General features: G+C 57.0%; 11 protein-coding genes and 1 pseudogene. 8 read left to right on the forward strand and 4 right to left on the reverse strand.

Annotated elements, in window-relative coordinates; translation table 11 throughout:
- Positions 1-198: 198 nt before the first annotated feature.
- From GC177_03335 to GC177_03345, 3 genes are all read left to right on the forward strand, one after another.
- Entirely contained in the window at positions 199-696 is a 498-nt protein-coding gene (locus GC177_03335) for a hypothetical protein (protein MBI1274988.1), read from the forward strand.
- Positions 697-1,013: 317 nt separating this feature from the next.
- Positions 1,014-1,220, forward strand: a complete 207-nt coding sequence (locus tag GC177_03340) for a cold-shock protein (protein MBI1274989.1) — start codon at positions 1,014-1,016, stop codon at positions 1,218-1,220.
- Between the two features lie 238 nt (positions 1,221-1,458).
- A complete protein-coding gene (locus GC177_03345) occupies positions 1,459-2,964 on the forward strand; it encodes a DEAD/DEAH box helicase (protein MBI1274990.1) in 1,506 nt (501 codons plus the stop codon).
- Positions 2,965-3,029: 65 nt separating this feature from the next.
- Here the strand turns inward: GC177_03345 and GC177_03350 are convergent, their stop codons facing one another.
- Positions 3,030-3,335 (reverse strand): hypothetical protein, encoded by a 306-nt coding sequence (locus GC177_03350; protein ID MBI1274991.1) that lies wholly within the window; start codon positions 3,333-3,335, stop codon positions 3,030-3,032.
- Between the two features lie 172 nt (positions 3,336-3,507).
- On the opposite strand from GC177_03350, the gene GC177_03355 reads away from it, so the two are divergent.
- Positions 3,508-4,671: a hypothetical protein gene (locus GC177_03355; GenBank protein MBI1274992.1), complete on the forward strand. Its 1,164-nt coding sequence runs from the start codon at positions 3,508-3,510 to the stop codon at positions 4,669-4,671.
- 21 nt (positions 4,672-4,692) lie between these two features.
- Entirely contained in the window at positions 4,693-5,145 is a 453-nt protein-coding gene (locus GC177_03360; protein ID MBI1274993.1) for a YaiI/YqxD family protein, read from the forward strand.
- Positions 5,146-5,226: 81 nt separating this feature from the next.
- Here the strand turns inward: GC177_03360 and GC177_03365 are convergent, their stop codons facing one another.
- Complete coding sequence (locus tag GC177_03365; protein ID MBI1274994.1) at positions 5,227-7,359, reverse strand: PAS domain-containing protein; 2,133 nt, start codon at positions 7,357-7,359, stop codon at positions 5,227-5,229.
- An 88-nt stretch (positions 7,360-7,447) separates the two neighbouring features.
- Here GC177_03365 and GC177_03370 point away from each other — a divergent pair, with 88 nt between their 5' ends.
- Together GC177_03370 and GC177_03375 are read left to right on the forward strand one after the other, a co-directional pair.
- Positions 7,448-8,089: a hypothetical protein gene (locus tag GC177_03370; protein MBI1274995.1), complete on the forward strand. Its 642-nt coding sequence runs from the start codon at positions 7,448-7,450 to the stop codon at positions 8,087-8,089.
- Between the two features lie 17 nt (positions 8,090-8,106).
- Complete coding sequence (locus tag GC177_03375) at positions 8,107-9,597, forward strand: amino acid carrier protein (GenBank protein ID MBI1274996.1); 1,491 nt, start codon at positions 8,107-8,109, stop codon at positions 9,595-9,597.
- Positions 9,598-9,645: 48 nt separating this feature from the next.
- Here GC177_03375 and GC177_03380 read toward each other — a convergent pair whose 3' ends face one another.
- Together GC177_03380 and GC177_03385 are read right to left on the reverse strand one after the other, a co-directional pair.
- A complete protein-coding gene (locus GC177_03380; GenBank protein MBI1274997.1) occupies positions 9,646-10,452 on the reverse strand; it encodes a SapC family protein in 807 nt (268 codons plus the stop codon).
- Between the two features lie 9 nt (positions 10,453-10,461).
- Complete coding sequence (locus tag GC177_03385) at positions 10,462-22,389, reverse strand: filamentous hemagglutinin N-terminal domain-containing protein (protein ID MBI1274998.1); 11,928 nt, start codon at positions 22,387-22,389, stop codon at positions 10,462-10,464.
- A gap of 160 nt (positions 22,390-22,549) precedes the next feature.
- Here GC177_03385 and GC177_03390 point away from each other — a divergent pair.
- A pseudogene (locus GC177_03390) lies at positions 22,550-22,658 on the forward strand (hypothetical protein).

Raw genomic sequence — 22,658 nt, forward strand, 5'->3', positions numbered from 1 at the left:
GATGATTGTATTTTTTATCATCTTACGGGGCTGGCACTGCCCCGCAACGCTTTTTCATATTGCACCGCATTATTGCCCTTACCGTTCCTTTATGGCCAAGCGGCCACGTGCCATCGCATCTTTACGGCACGCCGCCTAGTCTGAGCACGCTATGGCAGATGCTGCCATTACACACCAAATAGGAAACAGGAGACACCCATGACCAAGACCATCACCGCGACATTTCGCACCCGTGCCGATGCAGAATCCGCCATTGCTGAACTGGAAACCTCCGGCTTCAGCCGTAACGACGTCAGCGTGCTGATGAACGAACAGACGCGGAGCAAATTCTTCGGCATTGAGGATGCCAGCAAAGCGCCGGAAGGCATCGCCACCGGTGGCGTAGTTGGCGGCATTATCGGCGCCATCGCGGCCGGACTGGTTGCCATCGGCTCGGTTGCTGTTCCGGGTGCGGGCTTTCTGGCAGCTGGCCCGCTTGTTGCCGCCTTCACCGGCGGTGGCGCAGGTGCGCTGACGGGCGGTCTGGTAGGCGGCCTTATCGGCCTCGGTCTGCCGGAACACGAAGCCAAGCTTTACGAAAGCGATGTGAAAGGCGGGGCCATTCTCATTGCCGTGACCACTCATAATGATGCGGAAAACGACCTGGCGGAAGCCATTCTGAAACGCAGCAATGCGCAAAACCTCGCTGCAGCCTAGCTACTCCGCAAGGAAGCCCTCTTGTATGACAAGGGGGCTTTCCTGGCACAACCCATGCAATTACCTTGACTTTTCCAGCGCGTAGCATTAAAAGACCAGCCGAGTGTTTGTTTTACTCTTCGCCTTTGCGGGCCGTCCAAACCGGCCTATCTTACTGATACATAAGGGTCTTCTGAGAAGTCGATCATTATGCTGCGTGACTAAGAGTTACAGCGAAAGCTGAGAATACAAGGCTCTTTCTGTTGTTTTCGGCCCTTAAGGCAGGCAATGACAGTCACTACGCATGATCAATAGACTACTTTTTAGGAGAACTACCCATGGCTACCGGTACCGTTAAATGGTTCAACCCCACCAAAGGCTACGGCTTTATTCAGCCGGAAGAAGGTGGCAACGATGTGTTTGTGCACATCAGCGCGGTTGAGCGTGCAGGCCTCGCCGGTCTGAACGAAGGCCAGAAAGTCAGCTACGAACTCGCCACCAACAAAGGCAAGACCTCTGCTGCAAACCTGAAACTGGTTGCCTAATACGCGTCCTATTTCTTGACTACCGAATACTGTTGCCCGCGGCATTCCGCTGCGGGCAATAAGGCGTGACTAAGAACCGCATTATTTAGCACTCCAATGGGTGCTGTGTGATCCGCCCCTTTTAGCAGCGCGCCTGCAAGCTGCATATTTCCGCACCACAAAGGGTGCATGGCCCTGCAATCAGGGTTCTGGCGAGATTCACAGCTTTTCATAATAAAAATACATTAAAGGATACCCAATGGAGAATTTCCAATCTCTCGGGCTGCCCATGCAGCTTATGCATTCGCTTGAGCAAATGCAATTCAACACCCCCACCCCTATCCAAGCCCAGGCCATTCCGCTTGCGCTGGAAGGCAAAGATATTCTCGGCTCCGCCCAGACGGGCACGGGCAAAACCGGTGCCTTCGGCATTCCGCTGGTGGCCCACCTGCTCAACAAACCGCGCGGCTCTGCCCTGGTGCTGACGCCGACGCGCGAACTCGCCGTTCAGGTGCTGGAAGCACTGGAAAAGATGCTCGGCAAATATAGCCCCATCAAAACCGCCTTGCTTATTGGCGGTGAGCCCATGCCCAAGCAGTTTCAGCAGCTGCGCGCGCGTCCGCGCCTCATCGTCGGCACGCCTGGCCGTATCAACGACCACCTGGCGCGCGGCACCCTGGCCCTGCACGATGCGGGCTTCCTGGTACTGGACGAGACCGACCGCATGCTTGACATGGGTTTCGGTGTTCAGCTGGAAAAGATTGCCAAATACCTTCCCAAGCAGCGCCAGACGCTGATGTTCTCGGCCACCATGCCCGGCAACATCATGCAGCTTTCCAGCAAATACCTGACGGATCCTGTCCGCATCACCGTTGGTTCCACCACGGCCGCTGCTCCCAAGATTCAGCAGGAGATCATCCAGACGTCCGAGGGCGATAAATACAATCACCTGATCGAACAGCTGAATAACCGCGAAGGCTCCATCATCATCTTCGTCAAAACGAAATGGGGTGCCGAGAAAATGGCGATTAAACTTTCCCGCAGCGGCCACAGCGCGGACGCCATCCATGGCGACCTGCGCCAGAACAAGCGCGACCGCGTAATCCAGTCCTTCCGCGATAAGAAACACCGCATCATGGTGGCAACCGACATCGCTGCGCGCGGTCTGGATATTCCGCACATCGAGCACGTGATCAACTACGACCTGCCCCAGGCGCCGGAAGATTATATTCACCGCATCGGCCGCACGGCCCGCGCGGGTGCGGAAGGCTCGGCCATCTGCCTCATCACCCCGCAGGATGGCAGCAAATGGCGCGCCATTCACAAACTGATGCATCCGGGTGAAAAACTGGAAGGCTTCTCATCCGGCGGCAACCGCTCGGAAGGCAAACGCTCCGGTGGCCGCGGCCGCAACGGCGGTGGTTTTAAGGGCAATCGTCAGGATGGTGATGCTCGCCGCCCTCGCCGCGACGATCAACCGCGGGATGCGCAAGCCCCCCGTGGTGAAGGGCGCAACCGAAAAGGTGATGAGTTTCACGCCGCGTCCGACATGCCGCGCACGGAAAGACCGCATAAAGAGCAGCCGAAACAAAACTGGGCACATGATGCCGCTCGTCCCCGTCAGGAACGCAGCGAACGTCTGGAAGGCGGTAGCGACAAGCCTGCGCGATTTAAACCTCGTGGCAACGGCCAGTCCAATACCTGGACAAAAGGCAACAGCCGCGGAGGCAATCCGCGTGGTCAGAACCGCGGTTTTGCCGCTTAACTGCGACAAAATCGAATAAAAAACAGCCGGGATAATTCCCGGCTGTTTTCGTTTAACCTGTCAGGCTAGAAGCTGAAGCCGAACCAGCCGCGCGGTTCTTCACGGTACACCACACGCTCCACCGGGGCACGCCGCACATAATAATCGCGCTCGCGACGGTGGTGCTTATGCACATGGCGCGGTTCCACATACCGTACAGGACGATAATAAGTAGGCTGATAATAAGCAGGCTCGTAATAGGCCCGCTCCCGAACCACATAGGAAGGCCCGCCGATATTCAGGTAAAAACGGCTGTCACCAGCATGGGCGGCTTGGGGTGCCATGGCGCTTAAACCGGCCACGACGGCAAGAGCAAGCATGAGGCGTTTCATAGGTCATCTCCAGTATCAGTGTTCTGATACCTATGATACGAGCGTGTGAAAGGCATCCTTCGTACATTACAGGTTTTTAATCTTCCCTTTAATGCAGCGCGCAAACTTGCCAAATAACGGCTTCTGGTGCAGTATCGCCATCTCGTTGGTTATCAAGAATATGGAGAAGAACATGCGTACCATCACCTTGGCGGCGTTGCTAACCTGCACCACTCTGCTTTCCTCAGCTGCCTTGGCTTTGGATGGATCGGAATCCTTCTCTCTTCAAAGCGAAGATAGCGGCAACCTATCCGGCATCACTCTGGATGCCCCGGCATTGGATGACAGTAAACCGGCTGAAGCCGTCCCTTCCCTCACCACCACGGTGGAAACCGCAAAATCCACGTTAGAGGAAGCGCCTGCCAAGGCTGTTGCGCTGCCGGATGACAAAGGCCTTATCAAAGAAACCATCCAAAGCACCACCACGGTAGAAACCACCACCAAAACCACCGTGAAAGAAGAAACCGGCAACATCACCAAAGCAACGACCGCCACAGCCGGCAAAACCATTGTGGCCGATTATCCCGCTCCGGTGAAAATCTACCCCGGCGCTTATACCGGCCAGCCGGATGAATATTCCCAGGAAGCCGTGCTCTGGCTCATAAGCGAAGCGCGTTACCACATGCTGACCGGTAACAAGGAAAAAGCCGCCAAGTCGCTCGAGAATGCCTCCACCGCCATGTTCGAGCTCAACCGCCGCAATGAACTGAGCGGCACCCACAACGCCGTGCGCGCTCTGTATATCTCCTATGCCATCGCCGATAAATCCATCGGCATCGTGGTGCCGTTGTTCGGCAACAGCAACCAGGCTAGCGTCGGCAGCTGGGATAGTGCCGAAACCAACCCCGAACTGACGGATCTGCAGGCCACGCTGGTGAACCTCCGCTTCAACAACATGATGGCATCCGACATCAAGGACGCTCAGGCTAAGGTCAATGCTGGCGCGCTGATGGAAGCCAACGACATCCTGAGCAAATCCCAGGAGCGCGACCTGCGCTATTTCTATTTTAGCTCCGTCGGCTATGACAAAGGCAAGCTGGCGCTTGAAACCGCCGAAACGCTCGCCAAGGCCGATGCCTTCACCGAAAGCAAACGCCTGCTGAAACAGGTGAAAGAAACACTGGATAAAGCCAATAAAAGCTCCGCTGACCGCGAGCTGGACGCAAGCTTCAAAAGCTTCGGTGAAAAGCTGGATGCAGCACTTGCCAGTGATTCCCCCTCGCCATCCTCCATTGCCGAGCTGCGCGAGCAATGGAACAAATGGTCCAGTGAAAAGGGCCGCTTCGGCGATAAATAATCCGAACCGGGGCATCGCCATATGCTGAACATCTATGTGGATGGCGATGCCTGCCCGGTGAAGGATGAGGTGATGCGCGTGGCGGAACGTCACGCGCTTTCCGTATACATGGTCAGCAACAGCGGGTTGTTCCGTGCAACCGGCCCCAATATTCACCGTATTCTGGTCGGCCAGGGGCCTGATGCCGCGGACGACTGGATTACCGAACATATCGAAGCGGGCGACATCGCCATCACGGCCGATATCAAACTCGCCGCCCGCTGCCTGGAAAAACAGGCCGATGTCATCGGCCCAACCGGCAAACCTTTCACCAAGGCCAACATCGGTAGCGCGCTCGCCATGCGTGAATTCACCGCCTACCTGCGCGAGGCCGGCGAGATCAAAGGCCACAACCCCAGCTTCACCAAGCAGGACCGTTCTCAGTTTCTACAAACGCTGGAACAGGCAATCCAGAAGCGCAAACGCACCCTTTAAAATGTATTTATTGTATACGAGCGCCGCGAGTGGGACCCTTGAAGCCTCGTGCCCTAATGGGCGCAAAGCGCAGGTTAGGCATTAAGCCGCGTCCCGGTCCAGCCAGTCGTTGCCCTTACTCACCACCAGATTGGCAAGCGCCACAACAACGGCACGGTCATAAAGCGTGCCCATATCATCCAACAGCTGACGAATCGTGTCATCGGTAGACATGGCCTTACGGAAGGCACGGTCGGACGTAAGGCTGATGAACGCATTGGCCACCGCCACAACTCGCGCCGCCATGAGTATCTTCTCACCCTTCATGCCAAGCATCCCGCTGCCATCCCAGAACTCCTTACACTGACGGATCGTATCCGCCACCGGACCGTCGAATTCGATATCCTGAAGCAGATCGGCGGTAGCGATAATGCTCTCGCGTATCTTCTTCAGGTCGCCCGCCTTCAGTCTGCCTTCCTGTGTCAGCAGCGCCTCGGGAATGAACAGCTTTCCAAGGTTCATCAGACTGCCGGCGATCTCCGCCGTCTTTTGTGTGGTCTCATCCAGCTTCATGCTTTCCGCCAGCGCGCGTGCAAGCTTTGCCACCCGCACGGAATGATCGGCCGCGAATTTGTCACGCTTGTCGATCAGCCCCATCAGGGTCGCCACCAGGCGCGTCATCAGGCGCTCGGCCTTATCCTTCTGCAGCGACAGCGCCGTGATATCCTGCTCCACCACCAGCACGCCTTTTTTGTGCGTTCCCTCCGGTGTGGGCAGATCATCCACGGGTATATAGGTCGTCTGCAAAACCTGAAGCCCCTTCTTGGCAATCAGCTGGTGTACATGCACATGGCTGGTGCGGGTGCTCAACGCATCCTCCATCCAGGGCTGATGACGCTCCGCCTCATGCGGGCCGATCACCTGCACCAGATGCTTGCCGACAATGTCTTCCGCCTTTGTCTTCAACAAGGTGGCCAGGCGACGGTTGGCATAATGATAAATGCCTTCCTCGTCGCAGATAAACATCACATCCGGCTCGGCATCCGTCACCACTTCCAGCAGCGCATGCTCATAGGATAGCTGCGCCGTCACACCCTTCAGGTCATGCGCCAGTTCCTCGGCGCGCTGCAGGCTCACCTTGCGCCACATCCACACCACACCCACGATCACGAGCATAAACACCACCGCCAGCATCAGCCCCATGCGCTGAATCTGCTGGTTCGCTTCATGCAGCGCATCCTTGGCCGGCAGGCTTGCCATTACCAGCCAGGGAACATTCGCAACCTTTTGCGCCACGGCCATCACCTTGGTGCCGCTCATATCCACACCCGATACGAATCGGCCGGAATCCTGCAGCAACTTGGCCGGCACCAGATCAGGTGTGGTGGCATCCATATTTTTCAACGCCACGTCCTGGCCTTTATTTTCCAGCCACTCCACCTGTTTTGCCCCCTGGCGCACCAGCTGCAGCGTCACGTTTTTATATGGCTCCACGGTGGGAATATCGGTTTGCAGCAGGCTGGCATCGGCACGCTCAACCGCCACCAGCCAGCCGCGCTGGTCGGTATCCATGCGGGTGCCTTGCACGGCAAATACCGGTACGACAAACGCCATGGCCAAACGCCCGTCCGCCATCGGGTACAAATCGATGAAATGGCTTTTCGCCAGCGGCAGCTTGGCCAGCCTGTCCTTCAAGCCTCCCGCCTCCAACGGCGGCATGGTGCGCGACATCACCAGCGGCTCACGCTTCATGTTCAGCAAGGCGACCCCACCCACCACCACCGGTGCCGATGACGGCGTGGGCGGCAATGCATAAGTCGGTTCAAACCCGCCGCGTGCGGCCGCCACCTGCACCAGCATGCGCAGCGAGGTGATTTCCGGCAGGCTGTAATCCGGCCCCTGTCCTTGCGCGGCAGCTTGCTCCACTTCCGAGAGATAAAGCGTCACCGTATCGTTATTGGCAATATCCTGCAGCACATCGAAGCGGCTTTGCAGGCGTGCGCGCAGGGCTTCCGCACGGCTGTCGGCCAGCACACGGAGCAAATGCTGTGCCTTGAGGCTCTCCTGCTCACGCTGGTGGCTACCCACTTGCCAGAGCACGGCGAAACCGGCCAGCATAATAAACGCCAGCAGCATGGTAAGACTGCGGATACTGGCGGGGGTGCTTCTGGCGCCCGCACTCCCCTGTTCGGCATGGATCATGGTTTGGGTCGAAGCTTGCTGCTGGTCGGCCATGTGGTTTCCATAGGGGCTGCCACGGCATTGCGCCGCGACATGCCAAATAATGTATGAACTCTTTCAGGAATGACTATATAGTGGCCATATGCTGAGGCAACCCAAACCATTTCATACTGCCGCCATAGCCCTTTTTTGGTCGCTTTGGCTTGCACTTGGCTTTGTGGCGGATGCATCGGCGTTTCCGGCTTATTTCAGCCCTCCCAAGCGGGAATCCGGCGATATCAGCATGTTCAAGAAATGGCTGCGCGTGTTGGATACGCACCCAAAAGACCTGAACAAGGCTCTGGAAAATTGCCCAAACGATCAATGCAAACCCGCCCAGTGGGAAGAATTCGTATCGAGCGCGGAATCGCTTGGCCGCGAATCCCAGATCTATGCAGTAAATGATGAAATGAACCGCTCCCCTTACATCACCGATCTGGTTAACTGGGGCATGGATGACTATTGGGAAACCCCGCTGCAATTCATCAACCGCAGCGGTGACTGCGAGGATTACGCCATCGCCAAATACATGACCCTGCGGGAACTGGGCTTCTCGCCCGAGGATATGCGCATCGTCATCCTGAAGGATTCCAATATCAACATGATGCACGCCGTGCTGGTGGTCTCGTTCAATGGCCGGGCACTGGTGCTGGATAACTACATCCCCAAAGTCACCGAAAGCACCCGCATCAAGCATTACCATCCAATTTACGCCATCAATGAAAACCACTGGTGGCGGCATTAACATAAAGGGAGAATAACATGAACCTGGCCGGCATGGGTGAGTCGCTGCTGCAGATCATCAACAACGCCTTTTCAGCCTTTCTGTTCTACAAAATCGCAGGCTTTGATTTCATCGTGCTCTGGCTATTGGGCGCCGCCCTCTTCTTCACCCTGGCGCTGCGTTTTGTGAACATCCGACTTTTCGGCCATGCCATCGATATCGTTCGCGGCAAATACGACCAAGCCGCCGACAGCGGCGAGATCAACCATTTCCAGGCATTATGCGCCGCCATTTCCGGCACGGTGGGGCTTGGCTCCATCGCGGGCATTTCGGTGGCCGTGGCCGTGGGCGGGCCGGGCGCGGTGTTCTGGGTGGTGCTCGCGGGCCTGTTCGCCATGTCCAGCAAATATGCCGAGGTCGTCCTCAGCCTGTCCTACCGCCGCATCGACAATGCCACCAGCAAGGTCTATGGCGGCCCGTTCCATTACATCCGTCATGGCCTGGCGGAAATCAACATGCCCGTGTTCGGCAAATACCTGGCCATTGTCTTTGCTTTCTTCTGCATGGGCGGCGCCCTAGGTGGCGGCAACATGTTCCAGTCCAACCAGTCGGTCAAAATCCTGGTGAACACCTTCCACTCGCTGGAGGATTACAAATGGATACCCTCCCTTCTCATCGCAGGCAGCGTGTTCCTCGTGCTTATCGGCAGCATCAAACGCGTGGCCAAGGTCACTAACATCGTCACGCCGCTTAAGGGCGTGCTTTATATCTGCTGCTGCCTGTTGATCATCGCCGTGAATGCAGGGGAGATTCCCGCTGCCCTGGCAAGCATCTTCAGCAATGCTTTCTCGGGTGAGGCCGCTGCGGGCGGACTTATCGGTATGCTCGCCATTGCCTTCAAGCGCGCATCCTTTGCCAACGAGGCCGGCCTTGGTTCGGCCCCCATCACCCACGCCGCCGCCAAAACTACCGAGCCCGTACGCGAAGGCGCAGTAGCGCTGCTGGAACCTTTCTTTGCCGCCATCATCGCCCTGATGACGGGCTTAACCGTCGTGGTGACCAAGGCCTATGTCGGCGGCACACTGGAAGACGGCGTGCTGATCGCCGCCCGTGCGTTTGAGACCGTTGGCCCCTGGTTCCCCATCCTGCTGACCATCAACGTGCTGATCTTTGCCTATGGCTGCATCCTGGGCTGGAGCTATTATGGCGAAATGGCCTGGACCTATCTTTTCGGCCAGCGCGGCATCCGTCTTTATCAGCTGCTTTTCTGCACGGCGACTTTCTTCGGCGGCATCATGCATTTCGGCCTGGTGCTCGATTTTTCTGATTTGCTGATTCTCGGCATGGGTGTGCCCAATCTCATAGCCGTCTATCTGCTGACCCCCCGCATCATCAAAGAAACCAACAGTTACATCCAACGACTGAAAACCGGTGTATTCGACAAGCCTGCTCAGCCCGAACCCGCCCCGGCTTCCGCAACCACGGCCAGGCCGAAAAACAAAAAGAAACCGGCAAAAAAGCAGAAATAAAAAAGGCCGCCGGAAAACTCCGGCGGCCTTGATCATTTAATTGCCGGACTAAGCGGCCTTGCGTGTGTCCAGCGTGGCGAAACGGGCAAGCTTCGGCCAGTTACGGCTGGAAGCCAGCACCATGTAAATCAGGCCGAGATAGCCCTGCTCGCGCAGCTTCAGGATGGTCTCACCCGGCAGCTGGTTGAATTTGGCTTCGTCCAGAATCTTGAACCCGCTGAGGCGGATGGTTTTGCCCTGGCTGACATTCACCTGAATTCCCTGAAGCGACAGCAGATCATACTGCTTCAGCACTTCAACAAACCCACGCGTCAGCATGTGCTGCTGATGCACGGCCGTGCAGAAATCCAGCGCGCCCTGCGTGAAAGCCGTCGGTTTCTTGTCGGCTTCAAAAAAGGCATTGCCCGGACCTTTGGCGGTAAAGCTTTCAGCAGCCTCATCCACGCACAGCACCAGGCGCTTGCCGTTATCCACTTCCATCAGCACAAACGGATATTGGCGCACATAGGCCGGGATGTAATTGGCATCGTTCCACTGGCCTTTGTCGCTGACAAAGTAGTTGCTCTGCTCCAGGCCAAGCACCACCACCGGCAGCGCCGAGTCATCACCCGTGAAAACGATCGGGTAATAAAGGGCCGCTTCCGGCAGTTCCGCCAGCGTAATGGGCACGGAGTTGGTCTGCTGGGCGAAGTTGAAATTGCCGTCTTTCTTGAGACCGGCGGTGCCATGCACCTCAGCGTCAAGCGGACGGGGGTTCTTCAGGAAAAGCGGCAGACCGGTCTGGGCGGCTTCCTGTGCGGAAGCCGCTTTATCCGAACCAGCTTTACCATTGGAGGCTTTGGTCGTCTTGCTCATGGGTTCCCCTTATTGGCTGACTTGGCAGGTGCCCATATTGTAAGCCGGGCTGAAGCCGGAGCTGAGGAAGCCCGCGGCGCAGCCGGAGCTGCCGCCTTGGTTTTCACCTTGCTGCGACTGGCCGCCCTGTGCGCCCGGACCAGCAGCCGGCGCGATGCCAGCCAGTTCCGTATCGCTCATACCTGCCACGTTGAATGAGTTAGGTGTAGCGGGCGGGGTGCTGCCATTCAAGCTCAGATTCACCTTAACCGGGGTGAAACCGAACGGCGCGTTGAAACCATTGGTCTCAATGGTCTGACCGGCGATCGAGAAGATCGGCTCGGGCGACCTGTCGCGGAACAGTTGCTCCAGCAGGGAGAGGAAGAAGCTGAAACCCGACGGACCGGCTGCAGGCAGGCTGAAGATCTGGCCAACCGTGGACTCATCATCCTGGTCATGCAGCTTGGTCTCGATATAGGCGATCTGTGCAGGCGTAGCGGTGCCACCAAAGATACCGTTGAAATAAACCCCGCGGGCATCAATCACTTGATTATCCATGAAGTTATTTTCCAGATCGATGAAGTAGCGGCTCTGGCCCTGGAACACGTTGTTCACACCGACAAACTGCAGGAACCCGTCTGCACCCTCAGCCACCAGGCCGTCCTGACCGCCGACAACGGTGTTGTCCTGCAGGTCCGTCTCGCTGTTGATCAGGTGAATGCCGCGCGTGGCGTTGGTAATGCGGTTGAAGCGCAGTACGGTGTTCTGGCTGTCATCGACATAGATGCCGTCGCTGGCCGTATCCACCACGTTGCTGCCAACCTGCAGACCGTCCGCACGCAGAGCATAGATACCCGCATCACCGCTGCCGGTAACCGTGTTGCTAAGCACCTGCGCGTTCGGCGTATCCGTCAGCTTGATGCCGTTTTCAGCGGAATCCGTCACCACGTTGCCTTCCACCAGCGCATTGTTGCTGCTGCCGGTGAAGAAGAAGCTCGGACCGGCAAAGAGCTGGAACACCTGGTCACTGCCACCTTCGCCGCTATCGTCACCCGGTACGGTTTCGGACTGAACGCCGCTGATGTCGATACCGTCTTCACCCGCGCCGGTGATCGTGTTGCCACGCACCACCACATTATCGCTGGCAAAGATATGAATACCATCGCGGGCAACCTGGCCAAGCTCGCTGGTGCCGATTACGTTGCGCTCGGTTACCAGGCCGTCGGCATCGTATGCATTGATGCCATGCTGGCCAGCCGCGCCGATCGTGTTGTCAGACACCACGATGCCCACGCTGCCATCGCCGCCGAGGATGAGCGGCATGATGGAGTCACCACCTTCACTGCCCATTTCATCGGCATAGGTGCTGGCAATCTCTACGCCGTCGCTGCCGACATTGTAGATGATATTGCGCAGAACCTGACCATAGCTGGCATTCTCAAGATGCACGCCGTCTTCGCCGATATCGCCGAAGGACTGGCCGCTGATGGTGTTGTCGGCAATCAGAATGCCGCCCACATTCGTGGCGCGAACGCCATTCTCCGTGATCGGGCTTTCCGACGTGCCGGTAATAACGTTGTCCGTCACTTCCACGCCATAGCTGGTGCCGTAATAGTAGCCTTCGTAATCTTCTGAATAGAGGTTTTTGGCTGCCATCACATACCCGGCATCCTGCCACACATCCACGCCATCGCTACCCGCGCCGGTGATGGTGTTGCGGCGAATCTTGGCATAATCGCTGTTGCCGAGGTTCACGCCATCCACACCGGAATCGGTGATGATGTTGCGGCTGATACGGATATCATTGGTCTCGTAAGCGCGAACGCCATGAGTGCCGGAATCGCTGATATCGTTGCGGGCCACAACCGTATGCGTGCCGGAGGAGCCTTCGCCACCTTCGGACGAATCCTCCATAAGGCCCATCGGCAGGTCATCCCAGTAAGTGCCGGAGTAGCTGATATCCACTCCATCATCGCCGGAGCCGGAGATGGTGTTGCGGAGCACGTGCACGCCGTCGCTGTAGGATACATGCACACCGTCTTCATTCGAGCCGGTGATGCTGTTGCCGCGCACGCGCAGCAGGTCGGCATGGTATGCCAACACGCCGTTATCGCCAGCACCGCGGATGGTGTTGTGGTCAACATCCACAGCGAAGCTGTCGTTGATTTCCACACCATTCTCGCCGGGACGGAAGATATCGTTGCGACGAACATCGGTGTAATCGCTGTTATCCACATCGATACCATTGCCACCCGTGAAGGCGATACGGTTGCCATTAATGTCGGAGTTACGGCTGTCAGACAGCTCGATACCGTTATCACCAACAAACGCGATGCGGTTGCGGTTGATGTCGGCATTGCGGCTGCCATCTACATCGATACCGTCATGCAGTGCGAAGACGATGAAGTTGTGGTTCACATCCACATTGCGGCTGTCATTCACATGGATACCGTCGCCAAGCACGAAAGCCACCACGTTGTTATCGATGTTGGCATCGCGGCTGTCGGATACTTCGATACCATTATCACCGGCAAACGCGATACGGTTGCGGCGGATGTCAGCACCACGGCTGTGATCCACGTCGATACCGTCACCTAGCACAAAGGCCACCACGTTACCTTTCACGTCCACATAGCGGCTGTCCTCAACATGGATACCGTCGTTTCCAGCGAAGATCACGTCATTGCCGCGGATATCGCCGTAATCGGCATTGTCCACGTCGATGCCGTTATGGCCGGCAAACGCAACGCGGTTACCGATCACGTCCGCATTGAAGCTGTCGGACACTTCGATACCGTTGTGCAGAACGAAGCTGACACGGTTCTGGTTCACATCCGCAAAAGCGCTGCCTTCAACATCGATGCCATCATCGGCAGCACCGGTTACGGTGTTGCGTTTGATATCGGCAAACGCGCTGTCACGCACCTGAATGCCATCACCCAGCGTCAGGAATACATTATTGTCGTTCACATCGGCGGCAAAGCTGTTGCGCACGTCAATGCCGTCATCGCCGGTAAAGCCAACCGTGTTGCCATTCACATTGGCAAACCCGCTGCCTTCAACATAAATGCCGTCATGCAACGCGCCCATGACCGTGTTGTCGAGCACGTTTGCAAACCAGCTGTTGCTCACATGGATGCCATCGCCACCCACCAGCGCAACCGAGTTGTTGCGTACGGTGTTGAAGATGCCGTCCTGAACTTCGATACCGTTATTAACCGCACCGATCACGGTGTTGTTGGCAACCGTCACGAAGCTGCTCGGATCAACGAAGATACCGTTATCGCCCACCAGGAACACATTGTTCCCATTGATATAGGCGAAGCTGGAATCGCGTAGGTCGATACCGTTGCCAAGCACCAGGGCAACCGTGTTGTCCACGATACGGGACAGCCAGCTGTTGCTCACCTTGATGCCGTTTTCGCCAGCGCCAACCACGGTGTTGTCATGGATGTTGGCCAGCAGGCTGCCATCCACATCGATACCGTCATGACCAACCAGGGTCACGCCGTTACCGGCAACGGTGCTGAACCAGCTGTTGCTCACATTGATACCATCACCCAGGGCAAGGGTAACCGTGTTGTCCACGATACGGGACAGCCAGCTGTTGCTCACCTTGATGCCGTTTTCGCCAGCGCCCGCAACGGTGTTGTCATGAATGTTGGCCAGCAGGCTGCCATTCACGTCGATGCCGTCTTGAGCAGCCAGGAACACGCCGTTACCGGCAATGGTACTGAACCAGCTGTTATTGACATGGATACCATCGCCACCGAGAGCCAGGGTAACCGTGTTGCCAAGCACGCTGTTCAGAATGCCGCCATCCACTGCAATGCCATGGCTACCGGTGCCGGTAACTTGGTTGCCGCTGATGGTGGTCAGACTACTGCCGCTCAGTTCGATGCCTTCTTCGCCGGCGCCCGTCACGGTATTGTCAGCAATGGAGCTCAGCAGCGTGCCGGTCACTTCGATACCATCCTGGAAGGACAGGGTAACGAGGTTGTTGCTCACATCGAGGAACCAGTTGTTATCCGCATGGATGCCGTCGCCGCCCAGAGCCAGGGTAACCGTGTTGCCCTTGATCTTGTTCAGCAAACCGCCATTCAGCAGAATGCCGTGGCTGCCGGTACCGGTAACCGTGTTGCCGATAATGCCGACCAGGCTGCTGCCGCTCACGTCAATGCCTTCTTCACCGGCACCCGTTACGGTGTTGTTGCCAATCAGGCTGCCGTTAGAGCCAAGCACCTCGATACCGTCACCCGTCACGAGCGTGACCAGGTTATCGCTGATATTGGCAAGCTGGCTGTTATTCACATGGATACCGTCGCCACCCAGAGCCAGCGTTACATTATTGCCGGTGATCTGGTTCAGCAATCCGCCATCCACCAGGATACCATGGCTGGCCGTACCGGTAACATGGTTGCCGCTGATGGTCGTCAGGCTGCTGTCGCTCAGGTCAATGCCTTCTTCGCCGGCACCGGTCACCGTGTTGTCGGTGATGCTGCTGCCGCTGGAGCTGATGACTTCAACGCCATCCAGGCCAACGAGCGTAACATTGTTGCCGCCGATATGACTGCCCAGGCTGCCATAAACATGGATACCATCGCCTTCGGCACCCGTCACGGTGTTGCCAGTCACGTTGGCCAGCGCGCTTTGGTCGATGTTGATGCCATCGCCGCCAACCAGGCTCACGCTGTTGTTGCGCACCGTGTTGGAGAGGCCGTACTGCACCTGGATACCATGGCTGGCAGCACCGGTAACGGTGTTGTTTTCCACCACCACGAAGCTGCTCGGATCCACAAAGATGCCGACATCGCCAGCACCGGTCACCGTGTTGGTGCCGATATGGGCAAGGTTTGAATCGCGTAGGTCGATGCCATCATCACCGGCAAGGGTGATACCGTTATTATCCACCAGCACACCGTTGGTGTTGCTGACGAAGATACCGTCATTGCCAACCCAGGTTACGGTGTTGCCGCTGACGTTGGCGCGCGCACCGGCCAGGCCGCCTGCGCTGTTGTTGATATGGATACCGTCCACCACGGCGCCTTTGGACAGACCGGCCGCGATGATCTTGTTACCCGTCACCACGATGCCGCTGCGCAGCTGGCCAAGGATGGCATCAAAACCGCCACCGATGATTGCGCCGCTGTTATCGGCATAGATGCCATGGTTACCGGCGCCTTCGGAACCGATGCCAAGGCCGCTCTTCACCGTGTTGTTGGTAATGCGTGCTTCGCGGTTATTCACCACATGGATGCCGTCATGACCAGCGCCCTGGGCGTTCAGCAGACCGCCCTGGATGGTATTGTTATCGACGCTGACCTGACGGCCGCCTTCGATATTGATGCCATCCACAACCGCACCATAGTTGATGCCGTCGCCGATCGTGTTCAGGCTGACATCCGTGCTGTTGCTGTTTTGGACGTAAATACCGTGGTTACCAACGCGGTTGATCGCGTTGCTGTTGATATGCGCATTGTTGTTGGACACCAGCTGGATGCCGTTTGCACCCGCAGCAATACCACCTGCGGTGATGCCGGAGAACGTAGCACCGGCATTGCCGCCTTTGATCTGGTTGTGGTGGATGTTTGCACCCGTGCTGCCGGTCACGAAGATACCGTTAGCGCCAGCGCCTTTGCCACCGGCACCCAGACCGGTCAGACCAACGGTGCCGTTGCCGCCTTTGATCTGGTTGTTGGAGATCACAACATCCTTGTTGCCATCCACATGGATACCGTCACGCACGGCGCCATCGGCACCCATAGTGTTACCGGAACCATTGCCGCCGGCGATCGTGTTGTTGTCGATCGTGGCTTCTTTGCCGCCCAGAATGCTGATACCGTCCAGACCGGCGGAAGTGATGCTGTTGAGCTTCACCTGAACATAGTCGCTCGGGTTTACATAAATGCCGTTCAGGCCGGTTTTGCTGATGATGTTGCTCAGCGCTTCGGCGTAGTTGCTGCCATTGATGTAGATACCGTTACGGACCGTGTTGCTGATCTCGTTGCTGTTCACATGCGCACGGACGGAACCGTTCACATTGATGCCGTCGCCCGTGATGTTGTTCGCACCGCCGGTCAGGCCAACCTTATTGCTTTGGATCACAACATCGGCGCTGCTGTTCATCTCGATACCGTCGCCACCCGCACCGTTGATGGTGTTGGACTTCACTTCATCCACATTGGCGGAACCGTAGATACCATGACGCGCAACATTCTTAACCTTGTTGCTGTTGATCAGGATAACACCGGTATTGTTGGCAGAACCGTAATTGATGGCCCCACCGGAATTGATACCGTCGCCTTTGGTGCCGTCGATATCGTTGCCGGTGATGGTCAGGCCATCGGTAGCTTCCACATGGATGCCGCTCAACCAGCCCGTGCCGCTGTTTTCCAGGCCTGCACCCTTGATAGTGTTGTTGGTGATCTGAACATTATCGACATTGCCGCCATAGATGCCCAGACGCGCAACGTCCTGAATGTTGTTGCGGTCGATCTTCACATTAGCGGATTCAAGCACACCCACGCCGGATGCACCGGTGGAATCGCTGATGGCGTTACGAAGGATCTGGGCATTGTCGCTGTACCAGACATTCACCCCATCCCAGCCGGAACCGCTGATGGTGTTGCCATCGCTGGAACCGGAACCACCCACCGTGGCGCCTGCGCTGTTCCACAGCGCAATGCCGTTATCGTGGCTGTTGCTCACCTTGTTTTTCTTGATGGTCACACCGGCGGAGCCATTGGCCTCGATCCCGTCATCGCCGGAACCGGAAACCGTGTTGCCCTGGATCACGTTCGTGCCCGTCAGGCCGCTTACATACACGCCATCGCCCAGAGAACCGGTGATGGAGTTGTTCCACACGTTGGAGCCCGCGCTGTTTTCAACGCGCACACCCGTGCCAGAACCCGTGATGAAGTTGCGGTCAGCGGCATTGGCGCCACCTACCGTCACGTTATCCGCGCTCAGAACATACACGCCGTTCGCACCACCCGTGATGGTGTTGCCGATCACCGCGCTGTTCGGGCTCGGGTCGATGAACACGCCGCTGCCCACCACATTGACAATCTCGTTGCCGGTAACGGTGGAGCTGGCGGAATCCACGATGGAAACACCATCGCTGCCAATGTTGTTGGCGCCACCCGTGAGGCCGATCTTGTTCTTTTTCACCGTGGCATTGCTGCTGGCGTAAACGGAGATAGCATCGCCCGCGACGTTATTGATCGTGTTTTTCTCGATCCAAGGCGTCTGGCTGCCGGTGACATAAATACCGTCATGCAGCGTCGCACCGGTCACCGTGTTGTCATGGATGTTCAGCGTGCCGGTATGACCGCCAATATACATGCCATACTGGTAGCTGTTGGTGATGGTGTTGGTGGCAATCTCGGTGTTGCTGCTGTTCAGCACGCCAACGCCGGAAGCACCCTGCGTGTTGCTGATGGTATTGCTAAGGATTTTTGCACCGGTGCTGTCTTGCAGGTTCACCCCGTCCCAAGCAGCGCCCGTCACCGTGTTGGTATAGATCACGGCATTGGTCGTCCCGGAAACTTCGATGCCGTTATAACCATCGCTGCCGGAATAGCCGCCACCGACCGTGCCGGTGCCGTTGATGTTGTTGTAGGTGATTTGAACAACACCGGTCGATCCATCAACGTCGATCCCGTCATTGCCGGAATTATTGACCTTGTTGTTGGTGATGTTGGTGGTGCCGCTGAGGTTGGTCACGTAGATACCATCCACACCAGAACCGCTGATAGAGTTATTCTGAACCGTCACAGTATTGCTATTGCGGGCATAGATGCCATCAAGCGCCGCACCGGTGATCGTGTTGTCATCGATAGTGATGCCGGTCTCATTGCTTTCGACATAAATACCATGCCAGGCCGTGGTGCCGTTGATGGTGTTGCCAATGATATCGGTATCGGTGCCATAGGAAATCCACATGCCACCCCAGTTATTGTTCAGCGTGTTACCGCTGATGGTGTTGCCGCTGCCGCCGCCCAGCGCGAACGCGGAACGGAAGGAATTGGCAATCACGTTGCCGGAAGCAATCGCATTGGTCGCATCAGAGATACTGATGCCATCCCAGCCAGCGCCCGTCACCGTGTTGCCGGTGATGTGATGGCCATTGCCGCCATGCACTTCAATGGCATTCAGCTGGAACGGATCAATCGCGCCAGTGCCGGAGCCGTTTATAACGTTATTCTTGATGTCCAGGTTGTTGGAAGCCGTGGCATACACAGCCTGGTATTTGGAATTATCGATCTTGTTGTTATCCAGCACCGTGCTGTGGCTGTTCTGGACGTAAATGCCTACGCCAGCGCCATCGATGTAGTTACGGTCACCGGCATTGGCGCCGCCCACCGTCACGTTGTCGCTGTCCAGCACCACCACGCCGTACGCGCCGCCGGTGATAGTGTTGTTGGTCACCGACGTATTCGGGCTCGGATCTACCCAGATACCGGTATAGCCGAAATTATCGACCGCGTTGCCGCTCACATTCGCGCCCGCAGTGTTGATCAGCGTGATACCGTTGCCATTCACATGGTCGCTGACGATCGGGCTGAAGAAGATGCTGTGGCCGATATGGTTGTTGGTCACATTCAGCGTGCCGCTAACATTCTCGGAACGGATGCCGTCACCGCCAACATAGTTGACCCAGTTATCATTGATTGTGTTGGTGCCATAGAGGCCAGCCACCAGAATGCCGTTGGCATTGCTGTTGCCCAGATGGTTGCCAATGATGTTCAGGCCCGTACCGCCATAGGAATAAATGGCGCCATACATCGGCACATTGCCAATCACGTTGAAGCGCAGGTAGCTGTTGGTCAGGTTCTCGGTATACATACCGACGCGCTCAACACCGTCGATCACGTTGCCGAGCACATCGAAGTTATAAACGGAACCGCCTTCGGCATCCACGCGGATCCCATCCCAGCCGGAATTGGTGATCACGTTGCCCTCGCCGACACCCGTGCCGCCGATGGTCACATCATGGCTGCGCAGCGCCTGGATACCGCTGCCCACATCCCATGCCGGGCTGTGCGTTTCGGTGATCTTGTTACCTTTGATGTCGATATGGTCGGAATCGGCGATCAGGATACCATCGCCAACGATGTTGTTCGTGCCCTGAGACACGCCGAATTCGTTCTGGCCGATGAAGTTGCTCAGGATCTTGGATCCGGTGCTGCTGAACAGCGAAATCGCGTTGCCAACCAGGTTATGCAGCACGTTGTTCTTGATCTGCGTATCGCCCGTGGCGCCCGTTACCACAATGCCTTTGGCACCGTGGTGAATGACGTTGCCGTCAATCGTCGTGGCGGAAGCATCCAGCACATCGATACCGGTCGTAACGGCACCCGTGATGGTGTTGTGATCGATGCTGTTACTGGCGCTGCCACCAACAATGCCCCAACCCACATAGATGGGGTCCAGACCGCCATCGAGGGAAATAGCCGTATCGCTGCCGGCAATGTTGTTACCGGAAATCACCGCATGGCTGGTGCTCACCACCGCAACGCCGATGTCGTGGCCGCTGCCGGTCACGGTGTTGTTCGTAACCTGCACGCCGTCAGCCGCATCGAATACCAGGATGCTGGAAGCCGACCAGCTGTCCGGCGTATAGCCGATCTCGCTGATGCTGTTGCCGGAGATGGTGCCCGTGGCTCCATAACCCAGCTGAATGCCGTTTTGGGCGATGTAATCCACCGCGCCGGCACCCGTGATGGTGTTGTTGGTGATGTTGGCGGTCAGGAAATCACCATTGGTCGTGATACCGTTCTTTTGGAAATCCTTAACCACGCTGTTGCTTACATTGAGCGTACGGGCCACGCCGTCATCGTTACCGGCATAAATGCCGTTGCCGCCTTGCACGCCGCTATTGCCCGAATGGCGAACGCCCTTGACTTCAACATGGTCAACCGTACCGCCGGCATTGCCATACGCAATACCCGTGAAGCTGCCCGGGGCAGCCGCGCCGTTCTGGTTGCCGTCAACCGTCAGGTTGCTGATATTAACGTTATTTGCGCCTTCCACACCGATGATGGCCGTGCGCGGCGTGCCGAAAACGGTCACGTTATTGGCAAGCGCGCCCGGAGCAACGATGTTGGTCACGCCAACACCGGAACCAACCAGGTTCAGGTTTTTGCCGATTTTTACTTGCTCGGCATAATTACCGGCGGCGACATTCACCGTCGCACCCGTACCGGCAATGTGAACACCCTGCTGGATTTTCGCAGCATTGGATTTCACGTTCACCGTGGAGGAGTTGCCGCTCAGCTTGGTGGAATCCAGCAGCGTGCCAACATTGTTAAAAATCTGGCCGTTCAGGTTGGTGGTCGGCGCATTTACGAACACATTGCCCGTACCCATGGTCAGGTTACGGTTGAAATTCACCACATCGGCCGACAGGGTCAGGTTATGCGTCGTCGTCGTCAGGCCGGAGGTGGAAACATTGATATCCCCATTGCCCAGCAGCAGACCGGCCAGATAACCGGCCAGAGGACCGTATTCGGAATAATCCGCCCGCGTACCCACATCGATGAAGCTGTCGGAATCCAGCGTCACGTTGGCGTTTTTCAACGCATTGGCCAGTGCGCTGGCGGAAACGATGTTACGGTTTTCAACCGAGTTCCACGGCCAGATGTTCAAGGAACCGCTATGGATAATGATGTAGGAAGGATCCAGCAGCAGGTCACCGGCAATGCCGCTTTCGGCATTCAGGTTCACATCACCGAGGAACACAAAGCTTTCTTTACCGGAAACTTCAGCGAAACCGCCTTTGCCAGCACCAACGCCCTGGGCGGAGATGCTGCCCATGAAGCCCGTCGTATCATTGGACCAGACGATCACGCGACCACCATCGCCATTCACCGTGGCATCGGATTTCAGGGTCGCGCCCTCTTCAATCACCGTGCTGGTGGCATTGCGCTCAGGGCCTTTACCCTGGAAGTTGCCGCCAACAAGAATTTCACCGCCGCCCAGCTCACCGGAAGTATCAATGGTCGCACCGGATTTCACAGCAACATCGCCGCCCAGCACTTTAACGCTGCCGCCCTGGCCACCAACACCTTTGGCAGACACATTGCCGGAGACTTCCGCTTTGCCACCATTACCGGCATCGATCACAATCTCACCGCCGACATATTGCATGCGGTTGGCACGCACTACGCCGCTTACGTTGATGCTTTGGGAAACTACATCGCTGGCTTCGTTGGCCGTAATTTGAACCTTACCGCCATCGGCTTCGATCACGCCATCCATCTTCACGCTACCGGCCTTCTGGTCCGGCACAACGAAGTTGATCAGCTTGTCGCCATAGAAATCGAGCGTGTAGGTTTCGCCAGCAGCCAGAGCGACCTTACCCAGGTTCGCCTGAATCACGCCGCTGTTTTCCACACCAGGCGCAACCAGGGCGACAAGGCCGCCCTCTTTGGCCGTGATGGTACCTTGGTTGATGACCTTGGCGCCCGCCTGGCCCGGCTGGGAGAATACATAACGCCCGGCGTTAAAATCTTTGTTGGTAATGTTGGCGGTCGATGCCAGCAGGCCACCCACGTCAATTTTGGCGGTATTGCTGAACATCACACCGCTTTCGTTGATGAGCCACACGTTACCGTTGGCTTTCAGCGCACCCTGAAACACCGTAACCTGACCGTTGGTTACGCGGTTAAGCGCAATGGCGCTCGCGCCAGGTTGGTAGAACTGGACCGTTTCAGCAGGCGTGGTGTTGAAGCTGCGCCAATTGATGATGGTCTTGTTGCTGTTCTGGTGAATATCCGTCTTCACCGCGGAAGGATGGCTGATGGTCGCACTGCCCGACACCACATGACCGCCCTGCGGGCCCGCCATCGCAACCCCCGAAACGCCCGCGACCGCCATGGCGGCGGAAATCGCCGTGCTGCGGCGAAGCGTGTTGGACCAGCGGAAGCTTTGCTTGGCTTTGCGTGCGGTCATCATGTGTAAGTACCCTTCCTGCGGATTGATCTGAATTTACTAAAAATTGACGTTACATTAACAGTTATTTAATTTTTTACCAGTGGTTACACGTGAAGCTTTTGTGACTTTACAAAACCTTAGGCTAGAAGCGTTTGTTAAGGCCGAAATACACTCGGGGGTCGTCGCCATCCTGGCCTTGGGCGCACGGCTCCACGCCGCGCTCCAGGCAGCCGAGGAACTGGCCGGCATGGGGCTTTCCGCCACCGTCGCCGATGCACGCTTCGCCAAGC

The organism is bacterium, from assembly GCA_016124905.1.
Classification (GTDB): domain Bacteria; phylum Pseudomonadota; class Alphaproteobacteria; order Rickettsiales; family RI-342; genus RI-342.